This window comes from Anaerocolumna aminovalerica (genome assembly GCF_900115365.1).
GTDB lineage: Bacteria > Bacillota > Clostridia > Lachnospirales > Lachnospiraceae > Anaerocolumna > Anaerocolumna aminovalerica.
In genome coordinates, this window is sequence record NZ_FOWD01000029.1 from 1 (window position 1) to 15,450 (window position 15,450).

The 15,450-nt window shown below is 41.6% G+C and carries 14 protein-coding genes and 1 pseudogene; 5 read left to right on the forward strand and 10 right to left on the reverse strand.

Annotation, left to right across the window (positions count from 1 at the left end):
• Nucleotides 1-214: 214 nt before the first annotated feature.
• The 6 genes from BM183_RS14600 to BM183_RS14620 form a co-directional block, all read right to left on the reverse strand.
• Complete coding sequence (locus tag BM183_RS14600) at nt 215-1,444, reverse strand: tyrosine-type recombinase/integrase (protein ID WP_091687615.1); 1,230 nt, start codon at nt 1,442-1,444, stop codon at nt 215-217.
• A gap of 36 nt (nt 1,445-1,480) precedes the next feature.
• Nucleotides 1,481-1,651, reverse strand: a complete 171-nt coding sequence (locus BM183_RS20550) for a CopG family transcriptional regulator (RefSeq protein WP_139221536.1) — start codon at nt 1,649-1,651, stop codon at nt 1,481-1,483.
• 107 nt (nt 1,652-1,758) lie between these two features.
• On the reverse strand, nt 1,759-1,980 hold the full coding sequence (locus tag BM183_RS14605) for a DUF6462 family protein (protein WP_091687616.1): 222 nt from the start codon (nt 1,978-1,980) through the stop codon (nt 1,759-1,761).
• A gap of 3 nt (nt 1,981-1,983) precedes the next feature.
• Nucleotides 1,984-2,556, reverse strand: coding sequence for a hypothetical protein (locus BM183_RS14610; protein ID WP_044960409.1), 573 nt, complete (start codon nt 2,554-2,556; stop codon nt 1,984-1,986).
• A gap of 178 nt (nt 2,557-2,734) precedes the next feature.
• Nucleotides 2,735-3,061, reverse strand: a complete 327-nt coding sequence (locus tag BM183_RS14615) for a helix-turn-helix domain-containing protein (protein ID WP_091687617.1) — start codon at nt 3,059-3,061, stop codon at nt 2,735-2,737.
• Between the two features lie 177 nt (nt 3,062-3,238).
• Nucleotides 3,239-3,640, reverse strand: coding sequence for a hypothetical protein (locus tag BM183_RS14620; protein WP_091687618.1), 402 nt, complete (start codon nt 3,638-3,640; stop codon nt 3,239-3,241).
• Nucleotides 3,641-3,968: 328 nt separating this feature from the next.
• On the opposite strand from BM183_RS14620, the gene BM183_RS14625 reads away from it, so the two are divergent.
• The 5 genes and pseudogenes from BM183_RS14625 (at nt 3,969) to BM183_RS14640 (ending at nt 6,136) form a co-directional block, all read left to right on the forward strand.
• On the forward strand, nt 3,969-4,670 hold the full coding sequence (locus BM183_RS14625; RefSeq protein ID WP_091687619.1) for an XRE family transcriptional regulator: 702 nt from the start codon (nt 3,969-3,971) through the stop codon (nt 4,668-4,670).
• Between the two features lie 77 nt (nt 4,671-4,747).
• Complete coding sequence (locus tag BM183_RS14630; protein ID WP_091687620.1) at nt 4,748-4,960, forward strand: helix-turn-helix transcriptional regulator; 213 nt, start codon at nt 4,748-4,750, stop codon at nt 4,958-4,960.
• A gap of 21 nt (nt 4,961-4,981) precedes the next feature.
• Nucleotides 4,982-5,236, forward strand: a complete 255-nt coding sequence (locus BM183_RS21410) for a hypothetical protein (protein WP_330392431.1) — start codon at nt 4,982-4,984, stop codon at nt 5,234-5,236.
• 18 nt (nt 5,237-5,254) lie between these two features.
• A pseudogene (locus BM183_RS14635) lies at nt 5,255-5,782 on the forward strand (DUF5131 family protein); the annotation flags it as partial.
• A gap of 21 nt (nt 5,783-5,803) precedes the next feature.
• Entirely contained in the window at nt 5,804-6,136 is a 333-nt protein-coding gene (locus BM183_RS14640; protein WP_091687621.1) for a hypothetical protein, read from the forward strand.
• Nucleotides 6,137-6,169: 33 nt separating this feature from the next.
• Here BM183_RS14640 and BM183_RS14645 read toward each other — a convergent pair whose 3' ends face one another.
• From BM183_RS14645 to BM183_RS14660, 4 genes are all read right to left on the reverse strand, one after another.
• Nucleotides 6,170-7,204, reverse strand: coding sequence for a PDDEXK family nuclease (locus BM183_RS14645; protein ID WP_091687622.1), 1,035 nt, complete (start codon nt 7,202-7,204; stop codon nt 6,170-6,172).
• An 18-nt stretch (nt 7,205-7,222) separates the two neighbouring features.
• Entirely contained in the window at nt 7,223-9,712 is a 2,490-nt protein-coding gene (gene recQ, locus BM183_RS14650; RefSeq protein ID WP_091687659.1) for a DNA helicase RecQ, read from the reverse strand.
• An 18-nt stretch (nt 9,713-9,730) separates the two neighbouring features.
• Nucleotides 9,731-13,087, reverse strand: coding sequence for a UvrD-helicase domain-containing protein (locus BM183_RS14655; RefSeq protein WP_242961009.1), 3,357 nt, complete (start codon nt 13,085-13,087; stop codon nt 9,731-9,733).
• A 109-nt stretch (nt 13,088-13,196) separates the two neighbouring features.
• Nucleotides 13,197-15,443: an AAA family ATPase gene (locus BM183_RS14660; protein WP_091687624.1), complete on the reverse strand. Its 2,247-nt coding sequence runs from the start codon at nt 15,441-15,443 to the stop codon at nt 13,197-13,199.
• Between the last annotated feature and the right edge of the window lie 7 nt (nt 15,444-15,450).

Genomic DNA, 15,450 nt, shown 5'->3' on the forward strand with positions numbered 1-15,450 from the left:
GGGACGGATTTGGGGTTTTTGTACACTCCGTTCCACCCTGCTCCTCTATATTCCGCCTTAATCCATCTAGCGTTTCCCGACTCTTTACATCCCGTTCCGTGGTGATGTCTTAACGTGTGGTACCGGGTGCGTCAAACCTAAAAAGACGGTTGCTCTATGGACTAAGACGTATGGTATTTTGTGTGAAAAATATGCACTGTTTTCACAGGCACTTTTACAATACAAAAATCTTATCTTCCATGTTCTTGATGACTTCCTTCTTCTTGTCCTCGGTGCAGTCAGCGTAGATATCCAAAGTAGTCTGAACATCCTTATGGCCCATGACCGACTGGATCACCTTGATGTTGCTTTCGTTCTCGCAAAGCCTGGTGCAGAAGGTGTGTCTCAAGTGGTGTGCGGAGAAGTCCGGAAGGAGCAGCGGCTCTCTCTTTTCTCTCTTCGCTTTGGCAGTCTCTTCTTTATTATAGTCTGCCGTAATGTTGTGGATCGCATGATTCACTTCGGAAGGTATCGTTATCGTTCCACCGGAACTTGCGAATACGAACCCGGAATAACCATCGATTTCCTGCGTGCAAAAGCCGATGATCTGCTGGATCTGATATTCCTCCAGGAACGCATCATACACTTCCCCGATCATCGGGATCCTGCGACATCCTGCCTCCGTCTTCGGAGTGTTGATGTGGAAGTTGGTTCCCGAATCATCCACCTTGCGGTGTACAAGGCTGTGATTGATATCGATGATCCTGTTTTCGAAATCCAGATCCTCCCATCTGAGGCCAAGGCACTCTCCGATCCTCATCCCGCTTCCGATCAAAACTGTTATGACCGGTTTCCATCCCTGATACTGATGGTTGGAATAAAGGTAGTTCATGAATGCTTTCTGCTCAGGTACCGTGAGCGACTTACGCTTGGTCTTAACCCATACATGACTCTTCTTGATCTCTCCGAGAACTCCGGCTGCCGGATTTACACGGATGAGCCCGTCACGAACCGCCATCTGGAATGCCGGATGAAGCACGGTATGAACGTTATCGACTGTTGCCGGGGAAAGTTTCTCTTCTAATAAGAGAGAATAGTAGTATTCCCTTACATCCGTATAACGAACCTGTATCAACCGCCGCTTTCCGAAAGTCTCCCTGACATAGTGATCATAGGTATAAACGTAATTCGTCCTGGTCGTAGGCTTGAGGTCGTATTTCTGTTTGATGTACGAATCAAATACCTCGTTGACTGTAACACGCTCTGCTCTCTGGGGATCCAGTCCATCCTCCAGATCACGTCTGATCTGCTGTTCCTTCTTTCGAAGTTCCACGAGATCTTTTCCGTAGACGGTGTGGCGCTTCCTGTTTCTGTCAGTGTAAGAATAAGAGTAGCGTCCGTCTGCCCGTTGACACTCACCGCTTCTGAGCGCATAGCCGCGGGAGTCCTTCCTGCTCTGTGCCAATCTGTTTACCTCCTTTTGGGGAGAGGCACAGCTTTCTTAGGGTTTGGTCTTGTAAAGGAGCTCAAGCGCTTCCTTAAAGACCTGTGCTTGGGTGAGATTCATCTTCTCGCAGTATGCCAAAAGTCTGTCGCGTTCCGCTTCGGTAACTCTAAAGCCAACCTTAATGTACTTTTTGTCTTCTACCGTAGGCCTTCCGCGTTTTGCCATCTTCCTGCTCCCTTCAGATCTCTACTCACATTATATTTAATGCCCCACAAAAAATCAATGTATTTTTTTGAAAGCTGTGCATCTTATTTTCATTCCATACTGTTCCATTAAATGTCTCTGAAGTTCTCGATATACTCGTCGATGATATCTGTATTTACCAGAACGATCCTCCTGATGCGGTAGATTGCTTTCGCTTCCTTGGCAAGTTCAGTAAACGCATGGATCCCCATGGAGTACATCGCTGCGCCTTCTTCATATTTCACGAACTTCTTCTTACCGTTCGTAAAAAGGCTTTCCATATTCTCATATTCTTTTCTCTTATATCCCATGATCTAACCCTCCTGTATGGTTTCCCTGAAGAAAGCAATCGTCTTGCCTTCCAGCTTTTTTCTTGTTTTCGATACGATATTCAGGATCGTCTGATACGCCTTGTCTTCTTCCTCCGCGATCTCTACGAGCTTTCTACCGTCATGCAGATGACTGTAGGTGATCTTGAATTCTGCCAGGGGAAGTGCTTTGAGGCTTGTATCAAAGACCTCGTATTCCCTGCGCATCATATGGATCGTCAGGATATCCCGCTTATGCTTCTCGGGATCATCGGTTTCCTTTAAGATGTTCCCGGAGAAATTGCACTCCTCGATGGCATCGCGGATCATGATATGCTCGATCGCTTTTGCAGCTGTCGGATCACTGCGATGACTGGTCTGGATCCTCACGCCCAGGTCGTCATCATTTTTCTTCCGTCTGTTGTATTCAACCTCGAATAGGATCCGGTTGAACAGTCCGGTTTCGTAGCAGTCCACCAGCTGTGGAAAGATACTGTAGTTCTTGTAGATCAGTCGGAAGCGTTCACGGGGAGTTGCTTTCCCGTAGCTTTCCACCAACTTATCTTCTGTAATGCACATGTTCGCACCTCCGTTTTCTTTCTTGGAGGTTAGGCTTGCCGGCTTGCGTCACCTCTTGCTTACACATGCAATTCTACGGAACTCTATGTAAAAAGTCGTTCCCCAAACAGACAACCTCAGGTTGACCGATAGACAACCTCCGGACATAAAAAAGGTACCGGTCTCCCGATACCCTGTTTTACATATTAGAAACTGCCTTGATCTGTGCGAGTAAAAGCACTCTTACCTTTTCATCGGTAATACTCTGAAGCAGCCCATACACTTCCTTCTCAAACGGATCCTTTTCTTCTTCAAAACCAAGCAGATAATCCGGTGTTGTGTAAAGAGCCCTGGCAATCTCAGCAAGACAGCTTGCTCTCATCTCTTTCTTATCGGTCTCGTAATATGAGATGGTAGACTTCTTCATATATAAACGCTCTGCCAGTTCCTCCTGGGTCATTCCAAGTCTGATCCTCTGTGCTCTGATCCTCTGTCCTAATGTTTCTTCCTTAATAGATATGTTCATCTTCTCCTCTTTCCGGGTGAACCGGAAAAAAGAGAAAACAAAACGCACGAAAAGACTCCGTTTTACCGGTTATCTTTTCATGCGTCCGCGGTGGGTCATGCCCCCATATCATGAAGCCCTCATTTAGTTGTAATTATGCGTGTCATGCACGCTTGATTTCGTCCTTATTACTAAAGCTTATAAGTAGCACTTTCCGAGAGCATCCGTTCTCTCGAGGATCTGCCCCTCTGTAAAATTCTTGAGGGTCACTACTCTGGTACATTTGTGAGTATGGCATTTTATCATAATGCCGTTCATAGCCGGAGCCGTCCTGTCTCCGGTCAGTGCATAGGAGATCCGCATGGATTTCCTGCACTTCTTGCAATAAAAATCAATCGCCTGCATTCGGCTCTTCACCTCCAATTCACCAATTTGATCTGAAGTCTGAAAAGGAAAGGGAAAGTCACCTTTACAGATTACTGCGAAACGTTGATTAGTCGATCCGCAAAGCGAGCTGACTATAATCCCCCGAGGTCCGGGCAGCTCACCAAAAGCCTCTATATTCAGTTTTTCTTCCTGCGCAGAAAGAAGATCACTCATATCCTCCTACGCGTGTAAACAATCATAGGCATGTTCATTACCTCCATCCAAGACAAGCAGCGAACCAAGTTCCGACCGCTGAAGGTTAGCGTGGTCCGCAAGCACCTTCCCAAAAAGTTACTTGTGTATGGGGTATCATTCTGCCGGCCGGCCAGTACGTGTACTCCTTACGAGTATCTAATATAAAACAAGTCTGATTTGATTTCAATAGAAACATATTTCCGTTTTCTAATTATATTTGATTTTTCTATTGATTTTATCCGCCCTATGAAGTATATTAGATTCACAGACGTGTGGGCTGTATCCCACACTTAGAAAGAGGTCACTTATGGACAATATCGGAAACATATTTGCAGCATATCGGAAAAACCTGAAATACTCACAACAGGATATCTGCGATAAGCTTACCGGAATGGGAATCCCTACCAAACCTGCAGCATACAGCACCTGGGAGACCGGTAACAGCATTCCGAACGCAGTACAGTTTCTTGCGATGTGCAAGATCCTTGGGATCACGGATATCTTCAATCAGTTTATAGGAGGATATAATCCGGACGACCCGATGGCCGAGCTCAATGAGGAAGGCAGAGCGATGGCACTTAATTACATTGACCTGCTGAAGGGCTCCGAAAAGTATCAGGCAACTCCCGTCCGTATCCTGCAGCCTGTCAGGATACTCAATCTCTATGATATGCCTGTATCCGCAGGAACCGGTCAGTTTCTTGACAACGACAGCTATGAAGAAGTCGAAGTCGGACCTGAAGTTCCGGAGACGGCTGATTTCGGAGTGCGCATCAGTGGAGACAGCATGATGCCGAGATACCTGGATAAACAGATCGTGTGGATCCAGAAGACAGATGAACTGAATGATGGAGAGATCGGGATCTTCTACTACAACGGAAACGCCTACTGTAAGAAGCTTCTATGCAATAAAAAAGGAACGTACCTCATTTCACTGAATGATAAGTACGAACCTATTGAGATTGCGGAAGGATCAACATTTAAGACTTTTGGCCGGGTTGTGAGTTAGAGTCCGGATTATTGTACACATTGATTGCTACAATATAATTGCTCCCCGTATCAGGTCAACCAATAAGGAGGGATTATATGGCAGTCAAAAATGATCTTAAGAAGCTGCGCAAGGAACAGCGCTTAAAGCAGGCTGATCTTGCAATAGCTGTCGGTATGTGTGAAAAAAGCATCAGCAACATCGAGCTTGAAAAGAATCCGGCCAGCCTTGAAACAGCTCTTCGCCTTGCAGCATATTTTAAAGTCTCTGTGGAAGATATCTTCCATCTGGAGGAAGAACATACCACGTAGGAAGTGTGATGATAATACGCCATGAAACAGTTGTCTTTATTCCCGGAAGATAATACCGATCCAAGACCACCGGAATCGATAGGCTGGAATCTGTGGCACGGATGTACAAAGGCCAGTACCGGATGCCTGCATTGCTATATGTATCGAAGGGATGAATCCATCGGAAAGGATCCTTCCATCGTACAAAAGACAGAGAACTTCGATCTTCCGGTTAAGATCTTAAGATCCGGCAAATATAAAGGCAGATATAAAGTTCCCTTCGGCTCACACATCTGAACATGCTTTTCATCCGATTTCTTTCATGCCGATGCAGATGAATGGAGAGAAGACGCCTGGGATATGATACACGAACGTTCCGACTGTTCTTTCTTCATGATCACCAAGAGACCGGAACGGATCGCAGAACATCTTCCAAAGAATTGGGGCTATGGCTGGGAGCATGTCACAATAGCTGTTACCTGTGAGAACCAGGCGATGGCTGATAAAAGGCTCCCGGTATATCTGTCTCTCCCACTCTTCCACCACTCCGTAATGATCGAACCGATGCTGACGGCCGTGGATCTGCGGCCATATATCGATGGATACCGCTCATCTGACGGAAGCCCTGTCATCAAGCACGTATCCATTGGCGGAGAATCCGGGCCCGGAGCCAGGATCTGTGATTATTCCTGGGTAGAGGCCGTTCATGCACAGTGCATCGAAAACGGGATAAGCTTCAACTACCATCAGACCGGAGCAAAGCTTATAAAAGACGGAAAACTATACGACATACCAAGAAAACTGCAGCACACTCAGGCACATAAAGCAGGGCTTGATACATAGCCTGAAGAAAGGAGGCCCGTCATGAGTACAACAGCATATCAGATCATCGCCGTAGACTTTGACGGAACCCTCTGCTATAGCAACTGGCCTGAGCTCGGCGAACCCAACAGACCACTGATCGAATATCTTATCAATCAGAAAAGATCCGGCAACAAGCTCATCCTCTGGACCTGCAGAGCCGGTGAAGCCCTAGAGAAAGCAGTCTCCTGGTGCCGTGATCATCAGCTGGAATTCGATGCCATAAATGACAATCTCCCGGAAATCATTGAAATGTACGGCAACAATTCCCGGAAGATCACCTGCGATTATTACATTGATGATAAAGCCGTTTTACCGGCCATGGTAAATGGTTAAGGCCCGCCGACTGGCGAGCCTTTTCATTATAGATCACTTATCGATTTCATATTTTTCTAGTAAGCGCTCGACAACCAACCTGCTTTCTTCCTCTGACAAATATGGCACTTTGGTCGTTCTTGCTAGATAAAAACTCTTGTTTAACAACTCACAGAGTTCTGAATATGATATATATCGAATATCTTCAATCTTGGATATCTCCGGAGTCAACAATTCTACTTCACGGAACAATTCATAATCCCTCTTATATTCCTTGTTTTCCTTAGTATCCGATTTAATTTTTCCAGCACCAACGACTCCATATCCCTTGTGATAATACAAAACATAATCACCTTTTTGAAAGCTGTTTACCGATCCAGCTACAGATCCGTAAGCGCTAACCTTATGTTTGAGGAACATATCCCAGATGGAGTTCTCATCATATGCAAAGTTGGTATCAAATATAATACCTTTTCTATCTTTCGGATTTACATGCGTATCATATGGTTTTGAAAAGAATTCAAAATAATACTCATCACCTATCAAATAAATACGGTACGGAATAAAATCGATACTAAGCCCTTGTGCTTTCCAATAATCAACAGCAGAAACCAACCTGCTATCAGAGGAGCTACCAACTATTATCATTTTCTGCTCTCTATTGAATTGTACGTAATCCAAAGCAGAATCCAGCCCAAATGCATCTTTGTGTGCTTCTTTCAATTCCTGTTTGGGGAGCTTATATTTATCACAATACTTTGCATACGCCTCGTTCAAATCATAATATGACTTCTGACCCCAAGATTGGGCATAGCGCATCACCTGTATGGTTGTATCGCCCTGAACCTCTCCACGTTTTAATTCAAACAGAACAAGATTACCGTTCTTATCTAATGCACAAAGATCTGGCTCCTCCTGCCTAGCTCTTTCTTGAAAAATACGCATCAGCTGACCGTCTTCTATATAGAGATCGCCAAGATTTTCAGCCAAAAGATTTTCAAGATCCTTCTCTTTTTTTGCCAAGGATTCAAAATCAGCATAAGGCATTAACTCAATTGTATTATCTTCTTTACTGAGCCTATATAACATAATTAAACACCCTCTTACTCACTCTATCAGCCCATGTTTTCTGAGTCTTGCACGAATTGCACCATTAGTTCGATTGTGAGTCTTCGCAATTTCGGAAATCTTCATGCCACCATTAAACTCTTCATCAAGCTGCTTATCCTCTTCTTCTGACCAGGATGCACCGGCTCCGTCAGGTCTGTTCATCTTCCGATTGTATGCAGCACGGTCAAAAGAAGCATTTTCTGCTACATCTTCTTCCTCGTCCTCAGTGGTGGCAACCTGATCACGGATCTCTATATAATGCTCAACTATTTCTTTCTGAACCGCGTGAGGATACTTCAGCACAGTATATACCGTGCCTATTTTACTGGTCTGTTCAACAGCAATAATGCCCTTCGTCTGACCGATCTCTGTCGGAACCTGCACAGATCTGCCATCGATATTCCGCTCTTCCACATACCCTTTTTCTGTAAGGAATCTATAGATATCCGTTCCAAATATATGTTTAACATTATTTCCGGAAGTAATCCTATTCAGTTCATCCTTGATCTCACCTACAAGATAGAGGTCGCAGTATTCGAACTTTTCCTCATCCTCAGGATTAAGATAAAAAGTTCCTTTTCGACTCCTCCGCTTCCTTGCCGACTTAACCCTTACTTCTGCAGCATCGTCATCATCTTTGATGCTTGTTACCGATTCAGGATTCTCATCTATAAAAGCCGTTATAGCCTCTATAAACCTCTCACCATATTTCTCATACTTTGCTTCACCGACTCCCGATACTCCCAGCATAGATAATCTGTCCCGCGGAGCCTTAACACTCATGTCTATCAATGTTTTATCACTGAAGACAATATATGGCGGCATCCCCACTTCCCTTGCAATAGTCAGTCTCAACTGGCGGAGAGTCTCAAATAATTCGTATCCGGCCTTAGTAAGAGAATCAGTGCTTCTCCTGCTACGGCTTCTAGTCTGTCTTTCAGGTTCTCTGTCTTCGTATGTTCTGATCAAGACACGTGCACTCGCTTCCTTAAGAGGATCTATATTTCCTAAGCGGATCACGCTATATTTATCTGCAGTCTGGTAAAGATATCCATCCAAAAGCAGTTGGCTGATAAGGAGCCTCAGCTCTGATTCAGATCGACTCTTTAACGCACCGTATGTCTTGTATTCAGTGGTTCCAAGTTCTTTTAATCTGGCTCTGTTCGCGCCAAGGAGAGTTCCAAGGATTATATTCAATCCATATCTGCCCTTTGTTTCCCATACACAATTGATGACCAGCTTGGCATCCTCTGTCATATCAATCTCAGCAAACTCTCTATGGCAATTTCCGCAGCTGTCACAAGGCTCGTTGCGCTTCTCTCCGAAGTATTCAAGGATATAGTTTCGAAGGCATCCGGATGTTCTGCAATATCCTTCCATGATCTGAAGTCTTTTTGCATCCCTTTGCCTGATCAGTTCAATATCTTCATATGGAATATCCGTAAAATCCTTATGATCCAAAAGGAACTTGTTTATCATAATATCCTGAGCCGAGAACAGCAGTATGCATTGTGACGGTTCACCGTCTCTCCCCGCACGGCCGGCTTCCTGATAGTAGTTCTCCATGCTCTGCGGCATGTTGTAATGAATAACAAATCGGACATTGGATTTATTAATACCCATACCGAATGCATTTGTAGCTATGATCACAGGCGATCTGTCATATATGAAATCATTCTGACTTTCTTTACGGTCTTCATTATTCATTCCGGCATGATACCTTGCTACCTGAATTCCAGCATTTGAAAGAAGTTCATACAATGCATCTACATTTTTTCTTGTAGCGCAGTATATGATGCCGCTGTCCTCAGGATGATTTTTGATATATTCCAAAACATAGTCATCCTTCTTCTTGATCGTTTCCACATCAAAATACAGATTCTCACGATCAAAACCGGTCACCACGATCTTGGGATCCTTCAGTTTAAGAACACATGAAATATCATTTTTTACTTCTTCAGTTGCTGTAGCTGTAAAGGCACTTACTATAGGTCTCTTGCTCAGACCATCTATAAAATCCACTATTTTAAGATAGCTTGGTCTGAAGTCCTGGCCCCATTGAGAAATACAGTGGGCCTCATCTACCGTAACCATTGAGATACCGACTTTGTCAACAAAATTAGTAAACTCATAACTTTCAAGGCGTTCCGGCGCAACATACAGGATCTTATATGCTCCATCAAGTGCTCTGGCATATACTGTAGATATCTGCGATTCCGTCAATGAAGAGTTAATATATCCTGCCTTGATCCCCGCCTCATTCAATGCTTTGACCTGATCCTGCATAAGTGAAATAAGCGGTGAAATAACAATCGTAATACCTGGCAAGAGTAATGCAGGTACCTGATAACAAATTGACTTACCTGATCCCGTCGGCATGATTGCCAATACATCTTTTCCTGCAAGAATCGAATCAATGATCTCTTCCTGTCCGGGTTTATAGGAATCATAACCAAAGTAGACTTTTAATGCTTCTTTTGCATCCATGCTTAATACCAAATGCCGTTACATATCAAACGGTATCTTATTCCCTTCCAGTTGTTTCTTTAGCTTTTTAAGCTTACCCTCTGTAATACTCTCTGAATAATGCAATCCCTCATAAGTTGAATGGAGAACGGGATACTTTCCCTTGGTTTTTAGAATATAGTGTTCCGAAATCATCCAGTCGACTACGGTTCTTACTGCATCTCCTGAAAGCGTCTTATAGATTCCATACTCCGGAATCTTATCCAGCTTATTGTCCTGGATCCGTTTGTTCTCCTCACCACATAGGACCTCGCAAAATACTGTCATACCATAGAATTTAATCCTGCTAACATTTTGCAAAGCCTTAACAATATTGAATACAACGTCATTCAGATCCAGTTCACCATAGAGAACCGGATTAACTTCAGCTCGAATTATCTCAACATAATCATCATCCTTGGCATTCCACTTAACAACTTCCTGTGTTGCTTTAGATTCCTGATCCACTTTGACATCAGCTTCTTGAATGCTGTTATTATTCGGTGCAGTATTCTTATCACTATTCACAACATTGTTTATGTTAGATGTGTATGCCATCAGGCGCTCAGGTGCAGGCGCTTCCATCTTATATCCCATCTGCGAATAATAGGCCTGCTTGCTTATCATCCGGCTACACCCTGTTCCATTTTGCTTATAATTTGTACATCCAAGGAAGAAATCCTTATCTCGACCTTGTTTGACGATCAAGTATCCATCCCTGCATTTATCACACTTCTGTATTGAAAGTTTTCCAGCCTGGTAATTGTTAGTCATAAAACCGCAGATTTCCGGCTCATTCGTACAGATATACAATCTAAGACCATATGATCTCTTATACTTAAACTGCATTGGATATCCGCACAACGGACACGGCTTCTTGGCTATGCTGACAGGCTCCTCCTCATTCCAGTCACCAAGAAGCTTCACATTTTTATATGACTGCTTTAATTCAAGCAAAAATTCAGAAGGATTGGCTTCAGGAGCCACAAAGAATACCCTGTTTTTGGTCCTGGTCATTGCAACATAAAAGAGTCTACGTTCTTCTGCATAATCTATAGACCGATCCCCTTTTATAACCAACGAAAGCACCGGATCATCTTCAACTTTTGTCGGGAAGCCATATGTTTCATTTTTGCCGTTTATGACTATTACATCATCATATCCCAGTCCCTTTGAAGAATGTGCTGTCATAAATGTGATATCAAGCTGTGGATACTTTACACTTCTGACTTTATTTGTCCGGTTAATATATTCAAACAGACCCGTTCTTTCCAGATGATCTCCATCAAACCCATATCTGCCCAGAAGCAGAATAGATCCCGGATCTTTCCCTTCTGCTTTCTTATAATTCAAAAGATCCGTCAATACAGTCTCAATAGAGCGGGCCATTTCGTAATTTCCACCGCTCTTCCTGTTTCCGTTATAAGCTTTTCTCGTACCATCATATGTATAGATAAGAACCGGATCGTCGATATGCTTCGGCGAAATAAGCTGCTTATTGATCTGCTCTTTATTTCTCTGAATGAAGTTCCCTGCTATATCGATTACTTCCTGGGAATTGCGATATGTTCTGACGATCTTCAGCATCTTCGCATATCCCATTTTCTCTTCAAACTTTGTGAACAGAGTAATATCAGATCCGCTAAATGCATAGATAGACTGCCAGTCATCACCAACTGCAATGATCTTGGCATCTGTTACTTCTGACAGTTCTTTTGTAAGATCAAATCTCTGTCTGGAAATATCCTGGTACTCATCAACGATTATGTATTTGAAGTCCAGTTTTTTCTTCATCTCCTTCACTTCACGAAGAAGACGTGCGGACTCGTTGATCATATCCTCAAAATCAACAGCCTTGTTTTCCTTCAGCCAGCGCTCATATTCCAGGTAGCAGTCATTGCAGATACTCAAGAACAATCTGCTTCTCACATTCTGGGTAGAGTGATACATACGGCTAAAATCATCAGCCTGATATGCATTCACCTTGAAATTCGAAATAAACCGACAGATGAGATTAATAAGTTTACGGATATACCTATTCTCTTCCCCGGCAACAAGCATCTCCATTACTTCCTTATTAGACCTAGGCTTCAATTCGAAACCTTTTGCCTCAAGGTTTTCTTTCAGATGATCCAACAACGAACGTCCATCGTTATATGCGGAGAATGTATATATCAGTGTTGTGCCGTGCTCCTTATGCAGAATGCACTTGTCTCTCACGGCTTTCTTATATCTCTCGATCTCCTCCGGTGTAAATCTATCATTCTCGCCGGATTCAGTTATTCCAAAGTGCTCCAAATAAGCACTCTTTTCTCCCTGATAAATTATAAAATCAGGGGTGTATGGTTTGCGTGAAAACTCAATATCATACTTGTAAATCGGCTCATATTCGTAATCAATATTGTTGAGATACAGGAAATTGGCAATCTCAACTTCCTGATATGATCTAAGAACTTCATTCTGGATTGTTACTGACTTCTTAGTACGTGTATCAATAACCTCACGCTTGAAATCTTCCAGATCACCACGCATGGTAGAGAAATTCGCTTTTGCAATATTATTGAAGAAAGCGTTCAGATCCGATCCCTCATAAGGGGCATCGAAATAAGAAGCAAAAAACATAATGAGATTATTTACTGCGCTCTCATTTCTCATAATGGAATTGCGAAAATAATCACGAATAACAAAATACAACTTGGATTGATCAACTATATTGAGCTTTTCATCCGGACTGTTCTTATGAATGATCGCATTTCCGGTAGAATGGAAAGTAGCTATCGGGCATGGAATATCAAGTTCCTTTTGAATACGATCCTTCAGTTCGTTTACTGCCTTATTGGTAAATGAAACCACAAGAATCTGAGAAGGATCTATTCCCTTCTTATCCACCAAATACTTAACTTTTGCGGCAACGGTAGTTGTTTTTCCAGCTCCGGCTCCAGCGATTACAAGGCAGTAATCCTCATCTGTAAGAACAACTCGGCGTTGATCCTCATCAAGTACTATATTCGGATCCACTTGCTTCAGAATATTATCAAGATAGTCCTTCTCTTTAATCATAGATTCAGATACGAACTTATCATTATGCTCATCAATGAGTTCCTGAATATTTCCATATGAATCCATGATGCCATTTATCCTGCTAGGACTCAGATTATTCTTCTTGCAGAAATCATCAAACATGCCACTCTGTTTAAGAACAGAAAAGAACTCTATATCTGAAGAAAAGTCTGATATCTGTTTGGAGTATTCACTCCTTGCTATATATCTGTCAGCATTCAGTAAAGTCTCGATATACTTACCGCATTCCAATATACGTATGGCATTTTCATTTTTCGGTCGGTCCTGCTCAGTCATAGGACTCTTCCGTTTTGTATTCTGTTGTACTATTCTGTATCCGAAAAGTCGGTCAAAAAGTCCCATAAATCAGCCCATCCCTGATATTATTCTTATAAGTTCTTCGCCTTTATACTTGTTCGATTTCAGCAGTATCTTCAATCCCCATCATCATGTTATAGTGAGCCTTATGTCCGCTTTTATAAAACATCTCCCTAAAGACTTCCTTATATTTTGGTACCGCATCTGTATAAGAATCTATATATAAATCATCCGGAATACTGTGAGAGCCATCGTTTATCCATGCAACTAGCGATCTGGCTATCATCCTTTCCTCAGGTTCACTAAAATAGTTTTCTAAGTATTCGTTTTTTTTATTTCCCAACATACCATAGTAGTTTTCTATAATTCTTCTCATCGTATTTTGAATTGAAATCATAGTAAGATTATCATTATCCCTGAGTTCTTTCCAAAGAAGCTCATAAGAGGTTGAAATAGGATTATCCATTCCATAAGAAGTAATTACGGAAATACCATTATCTTTACGAATCATCCAATAATTCACGTCTTTCACTTTCTTAGTCTGACCATCTATAAAGGATGCTTCTTTATGAAAGAAAACATTATGCGTTAATACAAACAGCTGAGTAACATCTCCAATACCATCGCGTATATTTTTAGACAATTCTTTTACCATTGCACCCACAATATATAGTATTGTGCTATCAAGGCTACTAATCGGATCATCCAAAACAATTATTTTTTTATCTGCAACATGATTCGGATCAGTTGATCCCTTCGATTGCTGCATAAAATACAAAAATGACAAAAATGTCTCTTCACCCTCACTAAGTGTGTTTGTCGCCATTGTTCCATCGTCACGCTCTATACAATAATGGTTTTCTTTGTCCTTTGCAGGTTGTATAGTAAAATTCGTAAAACCATATGCCTTCAAAGATTTGTTTATTTCATCTATGGCAGGTTGAACACTTGTAATGTTCTTACCCTTTTCCGACACTTCCGCCTTAAGCTTATCTATGTTAGCTTTTTTTATATCTAGCATTTTTTTAATCCCGCTAGCTGCCTTATTTAAGTCTGATAACTCTTTCTCATATGAGTTTATAAGTATTTTTGATTGATCAATAACCGAAGCCCATATATCATCCTTCAATTTTTCTTCTTCTGTATCCCGTTTATCAACAAGTGTATTATGGTCGTCAATTATCTTATTTGCGTCATCTAAGAGTTTTTGTAATTCAGCGATTTTATCGGACACATTAAAAATATTAATTTTTTTTGATGGTTCAGCTATTTTTTCCTCTATCCTCTTTTCGCAGTCTTCAAACAAAGAATTGAGAAGTTCTTGTTTGGCGTTATACATGTCAATATCTAGTTTTCCAACACTAACACTTTCTTCATCCAACACAACGCTTGCTATAGAAGATAAGATTTTCTCGGATGAAACTCGGAAATTCGTGAGATGCTCTTTCATTTGATTTATTTTCTTATTATATTCTGTATCAAAAAATGCCTCGAGCTTATTTCTAAAATCATCATCAATAGTTTCTTTCTGACAAAAAGGACATTTTTTTGAACCCAATCTTATATAAGTGCGTCCCTGATCTACCCAGTGAGAATTCCTCAATTCTTTTATTAACGCCGCAATATCGATGTCTTCATTTCCTACAATAACTGTATTCCAAATTGAATCCGTTCTTATTGCTTCTATTACAGAAAGTAATTGCTGAATATCTACGACAAGCCTATTACATCTAACGGATTTTTCAGCATACAACGTTCTTGCACGCTCTATTAGTTGAGATCTTTGACATACAACTCCTTCATGATCCGGAATACCAGCTATACGTTTTTTTATTTCGCCCAAAAACTTGTCTTTACTACCTCTATATCCTTCAAACGCTTTCTGAAAATCATTTTCATTAGCTTTAAGGATGTCATTCCAAGCCTTTTCTTTAAACCTCGTTTCGCAATTTGGAATATCTTCATCAACTATCTTCTTATATGACGAAGTGTTCTTTTCCCAATCGCCTTGCACATCAGACAGCTGCTTTTTCAGTTCTTCAAGAGCTTTAATATCCTCAATAGTCGCGCTTCCCATAGTAAATACACCAGGAATTGTTTGCTGAAAATTTTCATTTCTAAATGCTCGATTGTATACATATATAGATTCATGAAGTACTCCATCCCATTCTACGGATGAACTTGCGAATCTTTGGTCTTGTCTTCCCGATAAAAAAGAACTAATTGTAGATTTTCCACTACCATTAGCGCCAAAAACGAAGTTGATTTTTTTACACTCGTTAATCTCTATTTGATGATAAGGTGTACAGTCAACCATTTTTATAGACTTTATCATCACATTT

What these genes read in the sequence shown, in the direction of transcription:
- BM183_RS20550 (WP_139221536.1), bottom strand. Translation starts at nt 1,651, where the DNA reads ATGGCAAAACGCGGAAGGCCTACGGTAGAAGACAAAAAGTACATTAAG.
- BM183_RS14655 (WP_242961009.1), bottom strand. Translation starts at nt 13,087, where the DNA reads ATGACTGAGCAGGACCGACCGAAAAATGAAAATGCCATACGTATATTG.
- BM183_RS14640 (WP_091687621.1), top strand. Translation starts at nt 5,804, where the DNA reads ATGAGTACAACAGCATATCAGATCATCGCCGTAGACTTTGACGGAACC.
- BM183_RS14630 (WP_091687620.1), top strand. Translation starts at nt 4,748, where the DNA reads ATGGCAGTCAAAAATGATCTTAAGAAGCTGCGCAAGGAACAGCGCTTA.
- BM183_RS14660 (WP_091687624.1), bottom strand. Translation starts at nt 15,443, where the DNA reads ATGATAAAGTCTATAAAAATGGTTGACTGTACACCTTATCATCAAATA.
- BM183_RS21410 (WP_330392431.1), top strand. Translation starts at nt 4,982, where the DNA reads ATGAAACAGTTGTCTTTATTCCCGGAAGATAATACCGATCCAAGACCA.
- recQ (WP_091687659.1), bottom strand. Translation starts at nt 9,712, where the DNA reads ATGGATGCAAAAGAAGCATTAAAAGTCTACTTTGGTTATGATTCCTAT.
- BM183_RS14645 (WP_091687622.1), bottom strand. Translation starts at nt 7,204, where the DNA reads ATGTTATATAGGCTCAGTAAAGAAGATAATACAATTGAGTTAATGCCT.
- BM183_RS14610 (WP_044960409.1), bottom strand. Translation starts at nt 2,556, where the DNA reads ATGTGCATTACAGAAGATAAGTTGGTGGAAAGCTACGGGAAAGCAACT.
- BM183_RS14615 (WP_091687617.1), bottom strand. Translation starts at nt 3,061, where the DNA reads ATGAACATATCTATTAAGGAAGAAACATTAGGACAGAGGATCAGAGCA.
- BM183_RS14620 (WP_091687618.1), bottom strand. Translation starts at nt 3,640, where the DNA reads ATGAGTGATCTTCTTTCTGCGCAGGAAGAAAAACTGAATATAGAGGCT.
- BM183_RS14625 (WP_091687619.1), top strand. Translation starts at nt 3,969, where the DNA reads ATGGACAATATCGGAAACATATTTGCAGCATATCGGAAAAACCTGAAA.
- BM183_RS14605 (WP_091687616.1), bottom strand. Translation starts at nt 1,980, where the DNA reads ATGGGATATAAGAGAAAAGAATATGAGAATATGGAAAGCCTTTTTACG.